A 17,320-nucleotide genomic window follows, 5' to 3' on the forward strand; every position below is an offset into this window, starting at 1 on the left:
CGCCGGACACAGCCGTACGCGCGGAGGGGTCCGCCGGGCCGGGGGACGGGGTCGTCCCCCGGCGAGGTGACCGCGGCTGCCGGCGCCCGCGCCCCGGCCCACGGCCCGTACCGGAGGCGCCTGGTGAACCCGGACAGAGCAACGGCCGTTACTTCCGGACCCCGCGGACGGATACCTCTCCTGTGTACGCTCCCGCACTCCGACCCGCGAGGTGCCCATGAGACTCGTGTCCGCCCTGGCCGCCGCCTCCGCAGTGGCCGTACTGACCACCGCCGCTCCCGCCCTCGCCACCGCCCCGCCCACCGTCCCCGCCGCCCGCACCGCCACCGCTGCCGCGCCCCACGAGGCCACCCGGCAGGAGGTGCTCAAGCTGCTGTCGACCGGCACGCCCGGGGCACTGGCAGCCGCCGAGGACTCCCGCGGCGCCTGGTACACCTCCGTGGGCACGGCAGAGCGCGGGGCGTCGGTCACCCCCCTGCCCGACGACCGCTTCCGCGCGGGCAGCATCACCAAGATGTTCACCGCGACCGCCCTCGTCCAACTGGCCGCCCAGGGACGCCTCCGCCTGGACGACACGGTCGACCGCTGGCTGCCGGGCCTGGTGCGGGGCAACGGCAACGACGGCCGGAACATCACCCTGCGCCAACTGCTGAACCACACCAGCGGCCTGTACGACTACACCTCCGACCCGGAGTTCGCCCGCGCCTACCTGGCCGGTGAGAACTTCCTGCGCCACCGCTTCGACCGCTTCACGCCGCAGCAGCTCATCGCGACGGCGCTCACCCACCCTCCCTACAACGGCCCCGGCAAGGGCTGGCACTACTCCAACACCAACTACGCCCTGGCCGGACTCGTGATCGAGAAGGCATCCGGCCGCAGCTACGCCCAGCAACTGCGCCGCACCATCATCGAACCCCTCGGCCTGCGGCACACCACCGTCCCGGGCACCTCCGTCGAGGTACCCGCACCCCGCCTGCGCGGCTACTCCAAGCTCGGCGAGAACGACCCCTCCGCCCCGGTCCACGACGTCACCCGCATGAGCCCCACCGTGCCGAACGCCGCCGGCGAGATCATCTCCACCGCCCCCGACCTCAACCGCTTCCTCTCCGCGCTGATGTCCGGCCGCCTCGTCCCGGAACCGTGGCTGCGGCAGATGCGCACCACCATCCCGCTCAACAGCCAACTCTCCTACGGACTCGGCCTGCTGGCCCGCAAGCTGCCCTGCGGGAAGACGGCGTGGGGCCACGGCGGGCAGATCCAGGGCTACCTCTCCTACGCCGCGGCGACCGACGACGGCACCCACCGCGCCACGGTCGTCGTCAACTCCGACTGGCCCGACCCGGCCCGCCTGGACGAGGTCCTCGACGCCGAGTTCTGCCAGGCCTGACGAACCGTCAAAAACGGAGCGGTACGCCGCGGGTCTGGTCCCATGGTGTGCCATGGAGGCCATGGTCACGAGCGTCATCGCGGTTCTCGGCACCTTGCCGGGCTCCACGGTGACGCATGTCTTCCAGCAACGCCCGGACTGGGGGAGCTGGGGACCGGACGGCGGCCCGGTCCGGGCCGCTCATGGCACCGGCCGGTCGACGCGTGCGCCGTTCGGCCGTGCTGCGCCGTGCGGGTGAAAGCGGGAGGTTCTCCGGTCACACCGGAACCTCTTCCGGGATCTGCCCCTCTTCAGGTGCGTGGCGCGCGCTGACATCGCGCGCCGATGCGAACACGAGGGGAATTCGAACTCAATGAAGAGCAAGCTGACCGCAGTGGGCCTCGCGGCCGTCGTCGTCGCCGGCACCGCCGCTGCCACCGTCCCGGCGTCGGCCGCCCCCGCCGCGCCGACCCGCTGCCACACCGCCGACCTGAAGGCCGGCTTCGCCACCGGCGAGGACGCGGCGCCGGAGATGAAGAAGACCAACAAGCAGACCCAGGCGTACATCTGGTTCACCAACCGGAGCGCCCGCACCTGCACCCTGTCCGGTTTCGCCGGCGTCGACATGATCGGTGCTCAGAGGACCGACGGCACCTGGTCGCTGCGGCGCTCCTCGAAGAAGCCGGTGAAGATGGTCCTGCGCCGGGGGGACACGGTGGACTTCAGCATCACCCTGCTCCCGGTGGCCAAGTCCAGGCCGCAGAAGGAGAAGTTCGTCCCGGGGAAGTTCGTGGTCACCCCGCCGAACGAGACGCAGCACTTCACCCTGAAGTGGCCGTTCGGCGGCCAGATCCTCAAGCAGGACGCCGCGACCCGCCCGGCCACCTACCTCAACCCGATCGGGCTGTAGGCGCGACCGGACAGCCGCCGGGCTCGGCCTCGGCGCCACGGGTGGCCACCGCGGAACCGGAGCCGGACCGGGCCGAGGCCTGCGGCCGGTGCGATGGCCACCCGTACCAGGCCCGTTCTTCGCACCGACGCGGGCGCGTCGGTGCGATGGACGGTGAGGAATACGGTGACGAACGGGGCGGGGAGCCGATATCCGGTCGTGGCATGATCGGCGCCATGGAGCACTTCGTACGCCCCGACGGTTCCCCGCCCGTCAACGGCTACAGCCACGCGGTCGCCTTCACCGGAGCGATGGTCGCCGTCTCGGGCCAGGTCCCGCTGGACCGCGACGGCAACCTGGTCGGCAAGGACGACGCCGAGGCCCAGGCCCGGCAGGTCTACGCGAACCTGGCCGCCGCACTGGAGGCGGCGGGCTCCGGCCTGGAGCACGTGGTCAAACTGACGGTCTACCTGACTGATCTGGACGATCTGGCCGCGTTCCGCAGAGTGCGGGACGAACACCAGGACGCGGAACGCCCGCCCGCCAGCTTCCTGGTGAGGGTGGCCGGCCTGGTGCACCCGGACTTCCGGGTCGAGGTGGACGCGCTGGCCGTGGTGCCGAACGCCGGATGACGGCAGCAGTCACCGCAGCGGACCCCGGCCACGCCCCGGCCCTGTAGCCGGCCCGCCCCGGTGACCGCTGCAACCAGGAAGGCGCGCCGGCACCGGACCGGCGAGCACCCCGCGCGCCGGCGACGTGCCACCTCTCAAGGCACCGCCCTCGCCGCCGTACCGGCGGCGGCTGAGCACACCGAGCAGCCAGTGCCCCCGTGAGCCCGGGCCGTGCTCGGACCGCGGGGCGTACTCGATGCGCGCCCCGCTCCCGCCGTACCGGAGGCGTCCGGGGGAGTGGGGGACGTCGCCGAGGTGCGGGCCCGGCCGACCTGCCGAAGAATCGTGTCCGTCCTGGTTCTTCGTGGAGGAGGCCCGCGCCGCGAACGCCCCGCCGGTGGAAGAGGGCGTACGGCGAGGGGATGTGCCGTGGCCCGGTCCACGGGTGCGGGCGTCCGCGGACCCGGGCCGCCCCCGGCCGTGCCGGGGGCCGGACGGACGGCGGGGCGGCGTAGGCGCGTCCGGACACGGCCCGCTGCCGCGCGGGCCGCCCCCACGTCTGGAGAGGTGCTCGCCCGATGCGGATCGATCTCAGTGGACGTACCGCGCTGGTTACCGGGTCGACGGCGGGAATCGGCGCGGCGACCGCGCAGGCGCTGGCCGCCGCCGGGGCCGACGTGGTGGTCAACGGCCGCAACGCCGAGCGGGTCGCGGAGACGGCGGAGCGGATCGGCGGACGCGGCGTCACGGCCGACGTCGGCACGGCCGAGGGAACGGCCGACCTGATCCGGCGGCTGCCCGAGGTCGACATCCTGGTCAACAACACCGGCGTCTTCGAGACCAGGCCCGTCTTCGAGGTCCCCGACGCCGACTGGCTGCGGTTCTTCGAGGTCAACGTACTGTCCGGGGTGCGCCTGGCACGCCACTACGCACCCCTGATGGTCCGGCGCGGGTGGGGCCGGGTGATCTTCGTCAGCAGCGAGGCGGGCGTCCAGACGCCGACGGACATGGTCCCCTACGGAATGACCAAGACGGCACAGCTGGCGGTGTCCCGCGGTATGGCCCAGGAGGTCGCCGGCACCGGGGTCACCGTGAACTGCGTACTGCCCGGACCGACGATGAGCGACGGCGTGCTGGCCATGTTCGACGAGCTGTGTCCCGGTCTCGGCCCGGCCGAGCAGGAACGGCGCTACCTGGCCGGGAACCGTGCGGCAGGTTCCCTGCTCAAGCGCCTGATCCGGCCCCACGAGGTGGCCGGCATGATCACCTACGTGGCGTCGGAGCAGGCTTCGGCGACCACGGGCAGGGCACTCGGCGTGGACGGCGGCCTCGTCCCCACGATCGTCCCCTGACGGGCGCCGGGCAGGGGCCGGGCCGGCGGGCCCACCGGCCGGCCTGCCGGCCGCGGCGCGGTACACGGCGGCAGCCCTCCGCACCCCTCCCGCTCGGGAGGCGGCGACGCCATTTGCATTACCCCGCGTTTGCAATTATCGTCGTCAACAATAAAGCGCGTCCACAATTAAATGTGGTGTGCGCCCGGCTCCGGCGAGATGCGGCCGTGCACCGAGTGCCGCGGCCCCGCCGCCGGAACCGGCAGACCACCGAGGCACGCGCCCGCAGCGCGGCCCGCCCGCGCCAAGGGACACTCCGGCGCGGAGACAGCGATCGAAAAGGCACCCCTCATGTCCCTCAAGAGCCTCCTTCCCGGCCGTCTCGGCTTCGGCACCGCCCCGCTGGGCAACATGTTCCGCGCCATCCCCGACGAGGACGCCCGCGCCACCGTCGAGGCCGCCTGGGACCAGGGCATCCGCTACTACGACAGCGCCCCCTTCTACGGCGCCGGCCTCGCCGAGGAGCGTCTGGGCCAGGTGATCTCCACCAAGCCCCGCGACTCCTACGTGGTGTCCACCAAGGTCGGCCGCGTCATCCTCGACGAGATCGAGACCGACGTCCCCGACTTCGGCGAGAAGGGCGGCCTCTTCGAGCACGGCAACCCCAACAAGGTCCTCCACGAGTGGACCGCCGACGCCACCGAACGCTCCATCGAGGGCAGCCTCAAGCGCCTGGGCGTCGACCGCCTCGACATCGTCTGGGTCCACGACATCGCCCAGGACTTCCACGGCGACGCCTGGCTCCAGAAGTTCGAGGAGGCCCGCACCGGCGCCTTCCGCGTCCTGACCCGGCTGCGCGACGAGGGCGTCATCAAGGCCTGGGGCCTGGGCGTCAACAAGACCGAGCCCATCGAGCTGGCCCTCGCCCTCGACGAGCCCAGGCCCGACGGCTTCCTGCTCGCCGGCCGCTACACCCTCCTCGACCACGAATACGCCCTGCAGCGCCTGCTGCCGATGGCCCAGGACCAGGACGTCGACATGGTCGTCGGCGGGCCCTACAGCTCCGGCGTCCTCGCCGGCGGTACCCACTTCGAGTACCAGCAGGCCCCGCCGGAGATCATCGACCGCGTCAAGCGCATCAAGGCCCTCACCGACAAGCACGGCATCAGCATCAAGGCCGCCGCCCTCCAGTTCTCCCTCGCCCACCCGGTCGCGGCCGCCGTCATCCCCGGCGCCACCCGCCCCAGCCGCATCGCCGAGGACACCGCCGCCCTGAACGAGGACGTCCCGGCCGCCTTCTGGCACGACCTGCGCGCCGCCGGACTGGTCAGCCCGGCCGCCCCGCTGCCCAACGGCGCCTGACCCCCACCACCCCCACCCGCGAAACCCTCGCGCCAGACCCCCGGAGAAAGACCATGGCCTCCACCTCCGTCAGCCGCACCGTGCCCGCCTCCCCCGACCGGGTCTGGGCCCTCATCGGCGGCTTCGACTCCCTGCCCGACTGGCTCCCCTACATCCCCGAGAGCACCGCGCTCGAAGGCGGCCGGGTGCGCCGGCTGAAGAACTCCGAGGGCGAGGTCATCATCGAGCGCCTCGTCGACTTCAACGAGACCGAGCGCCACTACAGCTACGCCATCCTCCAGGCGCCCTTCCCCGTCGACGGCTACGTCTCCACCATCCGGGTCCACGCGGTCCCCGGCCGGGAGGACACCGCCGAGGTGCAGTGGTCCGGCCGCTTCAACCCCGACGGTGCCACCGAGGACGAGGTCGTGGACCTGTTCACCGGGATCTACCGCGACGGCCTCGACGCCCTGCACAAGACCCTCACCGCCTGACACCGAAACCGGGCCCGCCGAGGGCAACCGCACCGCACAGCCCGGGCACGCACCACGCGTACCCGGGCTGCGGCGCGCACGCAGGACCGCGGACGACCGGTCCCTGCCGAGCGCCGGGCACCGGGGCCGGACACGGTCCGGGGTCCGTCACCGTCAGCGCAGGTCCTTTCCCGGGTCGATGACCCAGTGGTCGGTCTCGAAGACGCGGCCCGCGAAGGGCGTTCGGGTCCGGGAGAGGAAGCGGAAGCCGACGGAGCGGCAGATGCCGTTCGAGGCCGCGTTGCCCGCCGCCGGAAAGGCGTGCACCAGGCCCCAGCGGTCCTGGTCCCCGGCCTGTTCCAGAAGGGCGCGGACGGCGCGCCGGCCCAGGCCCCGGCCCTGGAACTCGGGCAGGACCATCCAGCCGATCTCGGAGACCGGCCCGTCACCGGTGTCGTGGGACCAGAGGGTCACCGTCCCGGCCACCACGTCCGGGCCGGCCGCGTCGGGAACGATCATCTTGAACCATGCGGTGTCCTCCGCCGCCTGCCAGGCGTCCCGGCGGACCTTGTCCGCCATCCCCTCGGACGGCAGGGGCCCGCCCAGGTCGGCCATCATGACGGGATCGCACCGCATCCGGACGTAGGCGTCGACGTCGTCCGGTGAGACGTTGCGCAACTGCACCTGCTCCTCCTCGTTTCCACCCGGGATGCTCCCACGGTCCGGACCCGGCCGCTCCGCCACCGGCCGAGCCAGGTCACACGGCACCGGGCCCCGGCCAGGGGAACAGTTGATGTTGTTGCCTGAACGGCCGGCGAAATCCTGCCTCACCGGGTTATGTGGTGCGGTATGGGCGATCTAGCCTTCCGCGCATGCCTGATCTTTCCCGCCGCAAGGTCCTCGGCGCCCTCGCCGGTGGCACCGCCGTCTCCCTCCTCCCCCCGTCGCTGCACCAGGCGATGGCCGCGCCCATGCCGCGCGGCGGGATGCGCGCCATTGAGCACGTGATCGTCCTGATGCAGGAGAATCGTTCCTTCGACAACTACTTCGGCACCCTCAAGGGCGTGCGCGGCTTCGGTGACCGCACGCCCCTGCGCCTGCCCACCGGGACCAGCGTCTTCGAACAGCCCCGGCGCCAAGGCGGCACGGTGCTGCCGTTCTCCGCCCGCCGCGCGGCCGTCGACGCGGGCCGCGAGGAGAGCGACATCCAGTACCTGGGATCGCTCGCGCACGGCTACTCCGACGCCACCCAGGCCCGGGCGAAGGGCTGGTGGAACGACTGGATCGCCGCCAAGACCCAGAGCACCATGGCCTTCTACGACCGGCGGGACATACCGCTGCAGCACGAACTGGCGGACCGCTTCACCATCTGCGACGCCTACTTCTGCTCCGTCTACGGCTCGACCAACCCCAACCGCCTGTACCTGTGGTCCGGCACGACCGGCTACGAGGCCGACGGCGTCAACCGGGCCGTCACCAACGCCGCGTACGACTACAAGCACCCCGGCTACACCTGGACGTCGTACCCCGAGCGCCTGGAGGCCGCGGGCGTCTCCTGGCAGATCTACCAGGAGTGGGACAACTTCACCGACAACGCGGTGGAGTACTTCCGCCCCTGGAAGGAGATCGGCCGGAAGATCCTCTCCAAGGTCACCGGCCCGTACTCCACCACCGAGCAGTTCTACGACAGCCTGTGGAACAGGACCGCGGAGCAGCGGAAGGCCGCGCTGGCGGAATTCCGGCGCGGCGTCGACGCGCTGACCGAGCCCGAGCGCCGGCTCTTCCTGCGCGGTGCCTACCGCTCCGAACCGGACACGCTCGTCAGCCGGATCCGCTCCGACATCAAGAACGGCACGCTGCCCCAGGTCAGTTGGGTGGTTCCGACGGCGGCGCTCTCCGAACACCCCAGCAGCTCCACCCCGGTCGGCAGCGCCAACCTCGTCTACGACCTCCTCGACGCCATCGCGAGCGACCCGAAGACCTGGTCGAAGACGGCGCTGTTCATCAACTTCGACGAGAACGACGGCTACTTCGACCACGTCCCCGCCCCCGTCGCGCCCCAGCCGTCCTCCGGCAACGGCGACGACTGGTTCAACGGCAACCCGATCGGCCCCGGTCCGCGCGTGCCGATGACGATCGTGTCGCCCTGGACCGCCGGCGGCTTCGTCAGCTCGCAGGCGTTCGACCACACCTCGGTGATCCGGTTCCTGGAGAAGTGGACCGGCGTCCACGAGCCCAACATCAGCGACTGGCGCCGCAGTGTGTTCGGCGACCTGACCTCCGCCTTCGACTTCCACCGCAGCCACCGGCAGCCCCGGGTCGAGCAGCCCGGACCGGTGCCCGCGGCCACCGCCCGCTGGAACCCCGTACCGCCGAAGAACCAGTCGCTGCCCCAGCAGGAGACCGGCACACGCCCCACGCGCCCGCTGCCGTACCGGCTCTCCCTGCACAGCGACGTCACCCGCTCCGGCTGCCGCCTCCGGCTCGGCAACCAGGGCGCCACCGCTGCCGTGTTCACCGCCTACCCCGGCGACGGCACCGCCCCGCGCGCCTGGACGGTACCCGCGGGCAAGAGCACCGACACGACGGTCGAGTACGGTGACGACGGCTACGACCTCCAGGTCCACGGCCCCGGCTGGTCCACCTGGGAACTGCGCGGATCCGGTGCGGGAGCCGACGCCCGCCTCGTCGAGCACCCGGCCCCCGGCCGGGTGGACGTCGTGTGCTCCAACCCCACCTCGACGACCCGCACCCTCCTCGTCGGCGAGTCGGTGTACTCCCACCGGCACGGCGACCCCGTCCGCACCGTCACCCTCGCGCCCGGCGCCTCCCGCACGGTCCGCTTCCGCCTCCCCGACCACGGCTGGTACGACATCGCGGTCCTCGACCAGCGCGACCCCGCCTTCCTGCGCCGCATGACCGGACGCCTGGCGGACGGCGAACCCGGTGTCACCGACCCCGCGACCGGCACCGTACCGGCGCTGACCGCGACGATCGGCCTGCCCGCCGCGCTTCCGCCGCTGGACACCCCCTTCACGCAGGGCAACCCGGCCGAGGTCGTCGTCACCGTACGGAACCAGGACGGCGGCCGGCTCGAAGACCTCGCCGTCACCCTGCTCGCCCCGTCCGGCTGGACGGTCGAGCGGACCGGCGCGCTCCCCAGGGGGCTCGGGGCCGGGAAGTCGGCCGACGCGCGCTTCACGGTCACACCCGCCGACGGCGCCACCGCGGGCCGGCTGGCCGTCGCCGCACACGCCGAGGGCGACGGCCTGCTCCGGCTCGCCGACGCCCGCGTGCAGGCCAGGGTCGCCCCCGTCCTGAGTGTCGCGCTGACCGGCCCGGCCGGCTCACCCGGGACCGACGGCACGGTCCTCTCGCCCGGCAGGCCCGCCACGGTGACGGCCACCGTCACCAACGCCGGCAGCACGCCCCTCACCGGACCGGCCGCCGCCCTGACCCTCCCGCAGGGCTGGACCGCCACCGCGAAGGGCGCCACCCCCACCTCCGTCGCGGCCCGCTCCTCCGTGACGCTGGCCTGGGACGTCGTCGCCCCCGTCGCGGCGGTCCGCGCCACCGGCACCCTCGAAGCCGCCGTCACGGCGAAGCTGGCGGGCCGGGCCGTGACGGCGTCCGCGTCCCTGCCCGCCAGGACCGGCCCCCTCATGACCGGGTACCTGCTCGCGGAGGACTTCGAGTCCGTCGCCCCCGCTCTCACCGCCGCGGCCGACCTCAGCCGGCCCGGCCTGCTCGGCTGGACCCGGACCCCGCCCGAGGGCTGGACGGTCACCAACGCGGCGGGCATGCCCCAGGGCACCCGGGAACTCCAGGGCTGGACCTTCCTGTCCAAGCAGTTCTGGTTCCCCGCCGCACAGGACCGACCGGGCTTCACCCGGTCCCTCGGGATCGTCGCCGTCGCCGACCCCGACGACTGGGACGACACCGGCAGCCCGTCCGCCCGGGGCCGCTTCGACTCGACCCTGGCCGGCCCGCCGGTGGCGATCCCCCCGGGCACCCCCACCCTGCACCTGGGATTCGACTCCCACTACCGGCAGGAGAGCCCGCAGGAGGCCGAGGTCGTCCTGGAGTTCGACTCGGGCGAGACAGCGCGACTGCTCCACTACAGCAGCGCCTCCTCGGGCAACACCAACCAGGGGGCGGACCAGCAGAACCGGCTCGTCCGTCTCTCCTGCCCGGTGCCGTCCGGCGCCACGTCCGTGAAGGCGAAGTTCCGGATCTTCAACGCGGGCAACAACTGGTTCTGGGCGGTCGACCACATCCGCCTGGGCACCAGCCCGATCACCGACGCCTGACCGGCCGCCCGGCCGCCTCGGTCCGTCCGACCCGCCGCGGACCGCCCACCGGCGACGACCCGTCCCGCCCCCGCCCGGCCCATGACACCGGCCGGGCGGGAGCGGTGACCCGCGCTCCCGGCCCCGCGGCACGAGAACGGCTTCCCGGGGAACGCCGTGCCGGCCTGCCGGGCAGCCGCCCTAGAACAGGGTGTCGGCGTCGGTGGTGTCCTCGCCGGGTGCCGGGGCCGGTGTGCGGGCGCTGTGGGGGTGTGCGGGCTCCGGGTCCCTGCCGAACAGCGGTTGTGTCCCGCACTCGTCGGGCACGGCGGGCACCGGCCGGCACACGGCCGCGTCGACCAGGTCGAGCGGAGCGGAGTCGTCGAAGTCGGCGGGCTGCATACGGGTCCAGTCGCGGCCCTGGGATATGGCGGTCACGGGCGGTCTCCTGTCTGCGCTCGGGGCCGGGGCACGAGCGGCGCGCCCCGACGGTACGTCGACGTCCGGGTCGGCGCCGTACGGCGGGTTACACAGACGGTTGCCCGCGCGGGGACGGCTCCAACGGTCCGGTGCGCGCTCAGCCCGCGGCGAGCACGGCCTGGATCAGCCCCGGGGACCGGCGGTCCGGGTCCTCCTTGCGCAGGCGCACGTACAGCCCGTTCCCGGCGTCACGCTGGTGGACCAGGCCCGCCTCGCGCAGGACGCGCCAGTGACGGGTGCGACTGGACTTGCCCACCGGGAGGTCGAAGGACGCGCACAGCCGCTCCTCGTCCGGCCGGTCGGCCAGTTCGGCCACGACCCGGCGCCGGTTCGCGTCGGCCGGCGCCGGCAGGACGGGACCCGCCTCCAGTTCCTCGGCGCGGGGGTGCGCCGACTCGCCGACGCGGCAGAGCCGCGGGGAGGGGAAGGGCCACGACGTCATCCCCGCCGCTGGATGAAGCGCTTGACCTCCTGGTAGACGGCCGCGTCGGCGGGGAACGCGGTGTGCCGCAGACATGCCGTCCTGGTGTTGAGCGCTCCGGCGAGAACCACGGTGCGGTCGGGTGTGACGATGCCGTCGCACGGGGAGCGCCAGGTGGCGTAGCGGGTGGTACCGGGCGTCTCGTCCCCGGCGTTGAGCGCGTTCAGGAACCTCGACCCGGGGCGCATCTCGGTGCACGGGGCCCCGCCGCACCAATAGGCGGCACCCGTGCCGTGGTGGGGGCCCGCCAGGGACACCCACGCGTCGACCTTGGCGTCTCCCGCCAGGTTCTTGAGGTAGTAGCGGGAGGAGAGGCCGCCCATCGAGTGGGTGACGAGGTCGACCTTGGAGGCGCCGGTGGCGGCCAGGACGCGGTCGATCTCCCGGGCCAGTCGGGACGCGGTCGTCGCGTTGGACCGGCTGCTGGGGTAGCTCCACTGGTCGAGGCGGCCGGCCGGCCAGCCGTCGGCCCGGAAGCGGCCGGCCATGGTGTTCCACGTGGAGCCGGAGCTGTTCCAGCCGTGCACGAAGACGACCGGATCGGGCACGGCCGCCGCGTGGGCGGCCACCGTCGGCGCGGCCACCGCCGGGGGGAGCAGCGCGAGGGAGACGAGGGCGATCGCGCGGTACGCAGTCCGCTTGGTCAGGTTCACAGGCAGCGTTGTAGCGCCGCCGGGCCCCGCCAAGAGCACCGCGCCCCGTCCGTCACCCGACCGGCCCGCCCGCTTCACTCCGCTGACGCGTCGGCCGGCCCGCCGGAACCGGCCGACCCCCGCCGGTCGATGACGCCGCGTCAGATGCGGAGTACGCGGCACCGTGCGCGGCGGAATGATCCCCCGCGGTGCGAGGTTGCCGGGACATGACGATCGATCAGCGGAACATCACCAACCCGGCCGGCCTCCACGATCCGACGCCGTTCGGCTACAGCCATGCCGTCTCCGCGTCGGGCGAACTCGTCTTCATCGGCGGCCAGTACGCTTCCGACGCCGAGGGGGCACCCGTGCCGGGCGACTTCGCGGCCCAGGTCGGCCTGGCCTTCGACCGGCTGCGCTCGGCACTGGCCGGAGTCGGTCTCGGATACGAGCACGTGGTCCGCCTCGGCACCTTCGTGGTGGAACACGACCGGGCCAGGCTGGACATCCTCGGCAAGGAGCTGCACGCCCGCTTCGGCGACCGGCTGCCGGCACAGACCCTGAGCGGTGTGGCCGCACTCGCCCTGCCCGGCATGCTGTTCGAGGTGGATGCCGTGGCGGTACGACCGTGACGGCATGACCGCGCCCGGCACCCGGCGACCCCGGCCCCGCGACCGTACGACGGGGCCGGGACCCACGACCGGGCGGCCGGCCCGGCGAACGCCGCACGCTCGCCGGGCCGGCAGGTGGTCAGCGGGTGGTGAAGCCGCCGTCGATCGCGAGGGCCGCGCCGGTGATGAACGAGGCGTCGTCGCTCAGCAGGAACGCCACGAACGGGGCGATCTCCTCGGGCCGGGCGATGCGGTTCACCGGATGCATCGCCGAGATCTGCGCGACGGCCTCGTCGCTGGTCAGCATCGTGCTGCGCGACAGCGGCGTGTCGACGCCGCCGGTGGTGATGGCGTTGACCCGCACACCCTGTTCGGCCACTTCGAGCGCGACGGCCCGGGTCAGGCCGACGACCGCGTGCTTGGCGGCGACGTACGGGGCGACGCCGGGCAGCGCGACGACCCCCATGTTGGAGGCGTTGTTGACGATCGCCCCACGCGTCTTGAGCACCTCCGGTATCTGGTGCTTGAGGCAGTTGAAGACGCTGGTGGTGTTCTGTGTGAGGTCGGCGTTCCAGGCGGCGCCGTCGATGTCGGACACCGGGCCGAAGGCGTTGACGGAGCCGGCGTTGTTGAACGCCCCGTCCAGTCTGCCGAATTCGCCGAGCGCCGCCGTGACCAGCGCGGCGGCGTCGGCCTCGACGGAGACGTCGGCCGGAACGAAGAACGCCCGGCCCCCCGCGGCCCGGATGCCCTCGGCGGCCTCTTCACCGACGTCCTTGCGGCGGGAGCCGAGGACGACGGCGGCGCCTTCCGACGCGAGGCGCCGCGCGACGGCCAGGCCGATGCCGGAGGAGCCGCCGGTGACGACGAAGACCTTGGAGTCCAGACGGGAAGACATGAGAGAGACCTTTCGGGAGATGCCGTAGCGGTGGGGCCGGCCGGGCCCGGAGCACGACCACCTCCGTCAGACTGCAGCACCGCGGCGGCCGAGCCTGGCGGCTATACGACCTCGCGTTCACCCGGCGGGGCCGCTGCGTGCGGGAGGGAGCGCCGGGCACGAGTGCCCGAGGTCTCACGCCTGTGGGACGCCCACCGTGCGGGCGCTCGCACGGTCCTCGCTACGGCACATCCTCCAGTGCGAGAGCCTCCGCGGCCGACATCCCACTGCGCCGCGCGTACGTCATGCGCTCGCGCACCTCGCGCAGTGTCCGGGGGCGGTATCCGGGCCCGCAGCAACAGCTCATGTGAAAGCCCACGCTCGCGTTGAGCAGCACGGTGAGGGTTCGCCATGCCGCGACATCCCGCACGTTTTCGCATGGGGCGCCGGATCATTTCAGGGATCGCTTTCAAAGGCGGCCAGCGGTATTCCCGCCGACCGTGCAACCGGCCGGCGGCGCGGACGGCGGGAAGCAGGAGCAGGCGGAGGTGCCGGACGCGTCGAGGCCGTCAGGCGCCGGGTACGGGCGGGGAACGAGCGCGCCCGCCTGCCTGCGACGGCCGGTGGACGGGTATTCAAAAAACTTTCCGAAAAGGCAATTTTATACCCTGCTACCGTTGCCTCCGCGTCCCCCGAAAAGAGGAGGAAACATGTTCACGGTGGAAGAGATACCGGAATCCCGCATCGCCTATCTGAGGCGGACCGGACCGTATGGCGAGGCGAATGCGGTTCAGATGGAAACGCTGAAGTCCTGGGCCGCCGCGCACGGTCTGCTGCGCGCCGACTCCGCCGTCCTGGGCATCGCCCGCGACGACCCCGCCCGCACCCCGCCCGGCGACTGCCGCTACGACACCTGCCTCGTACTGCCCGACGATGCCGAGGTCCGCCACCCCGAGGTCCGGGAGGCCCGCCTCGCCGGCGGCCGCCACGCGGTCCTCACCACCGCGCACACTCCCGAGGGCCTCGCACATGCCTGGGCCGGCCTGTTCGGCGGACTCGCCGCCCAGGACCTCACCTTCGACGCCACCCGCCCCGTCCTCGAACGCTACCGGCCCCGCCTGCTGGCCCGGCACCTCTGCGAGATCTGCGTCCCCGTCACATGACCCGGACCGCCGCCAGCCACCGGGGGAGACGGCGCCACTGATCAACCGGCCCCTGTGATCGACCCGTGGCCCGTCTTGACGTGACCGGTCACCGTGAAGCCGGATGCGGTGGGAAGCCGGCGACGAGGAGCGGCACCGCCGCGGGGGGCCCGGCGTGTTCATCACGGAGGAGGACGCGCCCGAGCCCGGGGAACATCTGCTATCGCGCGGCAGCCGGGGTTCCGGCGCGCGGATCGATCGGTGTGAGCACGCCGAGGCGGTCCTCGACCTCCTGGGCGGCGGCCAGGCACATATCCTCCCGGAACGCGCGCCCGACGACCTGTACGCCGCAGGGCAGCCCATCGCCGGCTCCGGTCGGCACGGCGACCGCCGGCACACCCACGAAGCTGGTCGCCCTGCACAGGCGCATGCCCTCCACGACACGTTCCCGTCCCGCCGCGTCGCGTGACTCCAGTCCCGGCTCGACGGGCGGCTCGGTGAACACCGGCCCGAGCAGCAGCGGGTACGCGTGGAGGAACTCCGCCCAGGAACGGCGGATGCCGAGCCAGGTCCCCATCAGCCGGGTGAGCTCCGCGGCGTTCACCGGCGGAGTCTTCTCCATGGCCATCTGGATGAAACGGTCCCCGCCCTCGCCGAGCAGCGTCCGCACCACCGGCCAGGCCGGCGCGAACTCGGTCACGGTGATCCGGTCGTACGCCTCCAGCGCCTCGTCCAGCCGCGGCACGTCCGCCACCTCCCGTACGTCGTACCCCGCGTCGCGCAACGCGTCCGCTGCCGCCGCGACGGCCCCGCGGACCGTGGGGTGGACGCCGCGGCCGCCCGGGTCGGTGACGACCGCGACCTTGACCGGGCCCGGCAGCGGCTCGCCGTAGAGGGGCACGGGTACGGCCCGCGGGTCCCGGGGATCGGTCCCGGCCAGCGCCTCGTACGCCAGCCGCAGGTCGGCGACCGTACGGGCCAGCGGCCCGTCGGTGACGAGCATCTGCGAGGCCGGCCCCGGGTCGTCCGCGCCGGGGATGCGGTGGTCGGCCGGGAACCGCCCATTGGTCGGCTTCAGCGCCGTCACGCCGCAGAACGAGGCCGGGACCCGCACGGAACCGCCGGAATCGTTGCCGAGTCCGAGCGCGGCCATGCCGGTGGCGACGGCCGCTCCGTCACCGCCGCTGCTGCCGCCCGGGGTCCGGCTCTCGTCCCACGGGTTGACGGTGTCGCCGAACAACTCGCTGCGCGTGTGCATCCCGGCCAGGACCAGGGTGGGCATGTTGCTGTGCCCGATCGGTATCGCACCCGCCGCGCGGAGCCGGGCCACAGGCGGTGCGTCGGCCGGAGCCACCAGGTCGCGGAAGCGTGCCGCACCGAGTGTGGTCGGCACGCCTTCGACGGCGGTGGTCTCCTTCACCGTGAACGGCACGCCGGCCAGCGGCCCGAGTTCCTCGCCCGCCGCCCGCCGCCGGTCCGTGCGCGCCGCGGTCTCGCGAGCCCGCTCGGCCAGCAACTGCGTCACCGCGTTGACCCGCGGGTTGACCTCGGCGATGCGTTCCAGGTGACTGTCGACCAATTCGACCGCCGATATCTCCCCGCCCCGGACCGCCTCCGCCTGGGCCGCCGCCGTCCTGGCCCACAGGGCGTTCTGCCTGATCATCGCGTTCCCCATCCACACGTCGAAGTGCCGTGGGTCCGAACCCTAACCCGGAAGCGATACGATCGTATTGGAATAAGGAGGCTGACCGAGCATGCCCAGACAGGTGGACTACGAAAGCCGACGCCGCCGGATCGCCGAGGCCGTCTGCCTCCTCGCCGACGAACACGGACCGGAGGGAGTGACCATGCGCGACGTCGCCGCCCGCGCACAGGTCTCCCTGGGCGCCGTTCAGCGCTGTTTCCGCAGCAAGGGGGAGATGCTCCTCTTCGCCGTCGACCACGTCGGCGACCGCATCACCGAACGTGTGCGGACCCGCCTGGCCGCGAGCCCGGCCCAGTCGGCCGCCACCGCCCTGGGCCACGCGACCGACGAGATGGCCCTGCTCCGCGAGGAACACCGCGCCGAAGCACGGATCTGGCTCGCGTTCGTCGCCCAGGCCGCCGTCAGCGAACCACTCGCCGGCCCGCTGAGAACCAGCTACGGGGCCCTCCAGGACCTCTTCGTCCGCCTCATCACTGAAGCCGCCGCGACCGACAACGGCCCGGCCCGCGAAGGCGCCACGCCGCCCGACCCGCCGCACGAGGCCCGCGCCCTGCTCGCCCTCGCCGACGGCCTCACCACCCACGTACTCATCGGGCACTTGACCGCACAGGAAGCCGGGGAAGTCCTGCACTCGCACCTGGCCGGCCTCTGGGAACGCCTCGGCACCACCGGCCCCCCGAAGGCCGTCTGACCCCCAAGGGCCGCCCGGCTCGGCGAGCGCCGCGAAGCTGTTCGCGCGGACCCGCACCGGGTTCCGCGCGCGGCGAGTCATGGCCGCGCGGCGGGTCCCTGCCCGCCCGCGCCCTGCCTGGTCCGCGGTGGCGGCGCGAGCCGAAGGCGGTGGCGGGCAGCGCCTGCCGTGCTGCGGTGCGGGCGTACGGGCAGCGCGCCGGACCCGCCGGGAGGTCACGGAGGTCCCGGGTCCCCACCGGGCATGTGCCGGCGCTCACGAGCGCGACCCGGCGGCCCGGGCGGCATCACGTGTCAGTCCTTGATGTCGCAGATCGCGGCGCCCGAGGTGACGGACGCGCCGATGTCGGCGGTCAGGCCCTTGACGGTGCCCGCCTTGTGGGCGTTGAGGGGCTGCTCCAT

General features: G+C 73.0%; 17 protein-coding genes and 1 pseudogene. 10 read left to right on the plus strand and 8 right to left on the minus strand.

The features are described 5' to 3' along the window. The first annotated feature begins 217 nt into the window (after positions 1 to 217). From ACZ4K2_RS33040 to ACZ4K2_RS33065, 6 genes are all read left to right on the plus strand, one after another. Positions 218 to 1,387, plus strand: a complete 1,170-nt coding sequence (locus tag ACZ4K2_RS33040; protein ID WP_467479089.1) for a serine hydrolase domain-containing protein — start codon at positions 218 to 220, stop codon at positions 1,385 to 1,387. A 352-nt stretch (positions 1,388 to 1,739) separates the two neighbouring features. Next, on the plus strand, positions 1,740 to 2,276 hold the full coding sequence (locus ACZ4K2_RS33045; protein ID WP_467479087.1) for a DUF4232 domain-containing protein: 537 nt from the start codon (positions 1,740 to 1,742) through the stop codon (positions 2,274 to 2,276). Positions 2,277 to 2,491: 215 nt separating this feature from the next. Continuing rightward, a complete protein-coding gene (locus ACZ4K2_RS33050) occupies positions 2,492 to 2,887 on the plus strand; it encodes a RidA family protein (RefSeq protein ID WP_467479085.1) in 396 nt (131 codons plus the stop codon). A 557-nt stretch (positions 2,888 to 3,444) separates the two neighbouring features. Further along, positions 3,445 to 4,218, plus strand: coding sequence for an SDR family NAD(P)-dependent oxidoreductase (locus ACZ4K2_RS33055; RefSeq protein ID WP_467479083.1), 774 nt, complete (start codon positions 3,445 to 3,447; stop codon positions 4,216 to 4,218). Between the two features lie 330 nt (positions 4,219 to 4,548). Next, positions 4,549 to 5,559, plus strand: a complete 1,011-nt coding sequence (locus ACZ4K2_RS33060; RefSeq protein WP_467479081.1) for an aldo/keto reductase — start codon at positions 4,549 to 4,551, stop codon at positions 5,557 to 5,559. A 53-nt stretch (positions 5,560 to 5,612) separates the two neighbouring features. After that, a complete protein-coding gene (locus tag ACZ4K2_RS33065; protein ID WP_467479080.1) occupies positions 5,613 to 6,032 on the plus strand; it encodes an SRPBCC family protein in 420 nt (139 codons plus the stop codon). Between the two features lie 153 nt (positions 6,033 to 6,185). Here ACZ4K2_RS33065 and ACZ4K2_RS33070 read toward each other — a convergent pair whose 3' ends face one another. Beyond that, a complete protein-coding gene (locus tag ACZ4K2_RS33070; protein WP_467479078.1) occupies positions 6,186 to 6,695 on the minus strand; it encodes a GNAT family N-acetyltransferase in 510 nt (169 codons plus the stop codon). A 188-nt stretch (positions 6,696 to 6,883) separates the two neighbouring features. On the opposite strand from ACZ4K2_RS33070, the gene ACZ4K2_RS33075 reads away from it, so the two are divergent. Further along, positions 6,884 to 10,321 carry a phosphocholine-specific phospholipase C gene (locus tag ACZ4K2_RS33075; protein WP_467479076.1) on the plus strand — a complete coding sequence of 1,146 codons (3,438 nt, stop codon included), beginning with the start codon at positions 6,884 to 6,886 and terminating at the stop codon, positions 10,319 to 10,321. A gap of 180 nt (positions 10,322 to 10,501) precedes the next feature. Here the strand turns inward: ACZ4K2_RS33075 and ACZ4K2_RS33080 are convergent, their stop codons facing one another. The 3 genes from ACZ4K2_RS33080 to ACZ4K2_RS33090 all read right to left on the minus strand — a co-directional run bounded on the left by ACZ4K2_RS33080 (position 10,502) and on the right by ACZ4K2_RS33090 (position 11,914). Continuing rightward, complete coding sequence (locus tag ACZ4K2_RS33080) at positions 10,502 to 10,738, minus strand: hypothetical protein (RefSeq protein ID WP_467479074.1); 237 nt, start codon at positions 10,736 to 10,738, stop codon at positions 10,502 to 10,504. A gap of 139 nt (positions 10,739 to 10,877) precedes the next feature. Then, the gene (locus ACZ4K2_RS33085; RefSeq protein WP_467479072.1) at positions 10,878 to 11,222 is read right to left on the minus strand and encodes an ArsR/SmtB family transcription factor; all 345 of its coding nucleotides are present in this window, start codon (positions 11,220 to 11,222) and stop codon (positions 10,878 to 10,880) included. Continuing rightward, positions 11,219 to 11,914, minus strand: coding sequence for an esterase/lipase family protein (locus tag ACZ4K2_RS33090; RefSeq protein ID WP_467479070.1), 696 nt, complete (start codon positions 11,912 to 11,914; stop codon positions 11,219 to 11,221). The genes ACZ4K2_RS33085 and ACZ4K2_RS33090 overlap by 4 nt, the downstream gene beginning before the upstream one ends. Positions 11,915 to 12,120: 206 nt before the next feature. Here ACZ4K2_RS33090 and ACZ4K2_RS33095 point away from each other — a divergent pair, with 206 nt between their 5' ends. Further along, positions 12,121 to 12,525, plus strand: a complete 405-nt coding sequence (locus ACZ4K2_RS33095) for a RidA family protein (RefSeq protein ID WP_467479068.1) — start codon at positions 12,121 to 12,123, stop codon at positions 12,523 to 12,525. Positions 12,526 to 12,643: 118 nt separating this feature from the next. On the opposite strand, the gene ACZ4K2_RS33100 is transcribed toward ACZ4K2_RS33095, so the two are convergent. After that, positions 12,644 to 13,402, minus strand: coding sequence for an SDR family NAD(P)-dependent oxidoreductase (locus ACZ4K2_RS33100; RefSeq protein ID WP_467479066.1), 759 nt, complete (start codon positions 13,400 to 13,402; stop codon positions 12,644 to 12,646). Positions 13,403 to 13,622: 220 nt separating this feature from the next. Further along, a pseudogene (locus tag ACZ4K2_RS33105) lies at positions 13,623 to 13,808 on the minus strand (deoxyxylulose-5-phosphate synthase); the annotation flags it as partial. A 283-nt stretch (positions 13,809 to 14,091) separates the two neighbouring features. Between ACZ4K2_RS33105 and ACZ4K2_RS33110 the strand changes: the two are divergent. Further along, a complete protein-coding gene (locus ACZ4K2_RS33110) occupies positions 14,092 to 14,544 on the plus strand; it encodes an AraC family transcriptional regulator (protein WP_467479064.1) in 453 nt (150 codons plus the stop codon). Between the two features lie 199 nt (positions 14,545 to 14,743). Here ACZ4K2_RS33110 and ACZ4K2_RS33115 read toward each other — a convergent pair whose 3' ends face one another. After that, positions 14,744 to 16,186, minus strand: coding sequence for an amidase (locus tag ACZ4K2_RS33115; protein ID WP_467479062.1), 1,443 nt, complete (start codon positions 16,184 to 16,186; stop codon positions 14,744 to 14,746). Positions 16,187 to 16,277: 91 nt separating this feature from the next. On the opposite strand from ACZ4K2_RS33115, the gene ACZ4K2_RS33120 reads away from it, so the two are divergent. Further along, positions 16,278 to 16,919, plus strand: coding sequence for a TetR/AcrR family transcriptional regulator (locus ACZ4K2_RS33120; protein WP_467479061.1), 642 nt, complete (start codon positions 16,278 to 16,280; stop codon positions 16,917 to 16,919). 293 nt (positions 16,920 to 17,212) lie between these two features. Here ACZ4K2_RS33120 and ACZ4K2_RS33125 read toward each other — a convergent pair. Then, positions 17,213 to 17,320, minus strand: a 108-nt coding sequence (locus ACZ4K2_RS33125) for a biotin/lipoyl attachment domain-containing protein (RefSeq protein ID WP_467769990.1), incomplete at its 5' end; no start/stop codon positions are given.

Source organism: Streptomyces sp. NPDC025833 (genome assembly GCF_055558055.1).

Bases quoted from the DNA above. Each gene is read 5' to 3' on its own strand.
- ACZ4K2_RS33065 (WP_467479080.1), top strand. From the start codon at position 5,613: ATGGCCTCCACCTCCGTCAGCCGCACCGTGCCCGCCTCCCCCGACCGG.
- ACZ4K2_RS33045 (WP_467479087.1), top strand. From the start codon at position 1,740: ATGAAGAGCAAGCTGACCGCAGTGGGCCTCGCGGCCGTCGTCGTCGCC.
- ACZ4K2_RS33120 (WP_467479061.1), top strand. From the start codon at position 16,278: ATGCCCAGACAGGTGGACTACGAAAGCCGACGCCGCCGGATCGCCGAG.
- ACZ4K2_RS33110 (WP_467479064.1), top strand. From the start codon at position 14,092: ATGTTCACGGTGGAAGAGATACCGGAATCCCGCATCGCCTATCTGAGG.
- ACZ4K2_RS33115 (WP_467479062.1), bottom strand. From the start codon at position 16,186: ATGATCAGGCAGAACGCCCTGTGGGCCAGGACGGCGGCGGCCCAGGCG.
- ACZ4K2_RS33040 (WP_467479089.1), top strand. From the start codon at position 218: ATGAGACTCGTGTCCGCCCTGGCCGCCGCCTCCGCAGTGGCCGTACTG.
- ACZ4K2_RS33095 (WP_467479068.1), top strand. From the start codon at position 12,121: ATGACGATCGATCAGCGGAACATCACCAACCCGGCCGGCCTCCACGAT.
- ACZ4K2_RS33055 (WP_467479083.1), top strand. From the start codon at position 3,445: ATGCGGATCGATCTCAGTGGACGTACCGCGCTGGTTACCGGGTCGACG.
- ACZ4K2_RS33085 (WP_467479072.1), bottom strand. From the start codon at position 11,222: ATGACGTCGTGGCCCTTCCCCTCCCCGCGGCTCTGCCGCGTCGGCGAG.
- ACZ4K2_RS33100 (WP_467479066.1), bottom strand. From the start codon at position 13,402: ATGTCTTCCCGTCTGGACTCCAAGGTCTTCGTCGTCACCGGCGGCTCC.
- ACZ4K2_RS33060 (WP_467479081.1), top strand. From the start codon at position 4,549: ATGTCCCTCAAGAGCCTCCTTCCCGGCCGTCTCGGCTTCGGCACCGCC.
- ACZ4K2_RS33075 (WP_467479076.1), top strand. From the start codon at position 6,884: ATGCCTGATCTTTCCCGCCGCAAGGTCCTCGGCGCCCTCGCCGGTGGC.
- ACZ4K2_RS33050 (WP_467479085.1), top strand. From the start codon at position 2,492: ATGGAGCACTTCGTACGCCCCGACGGTTCCCCGCCCGTCAACGGCTAC.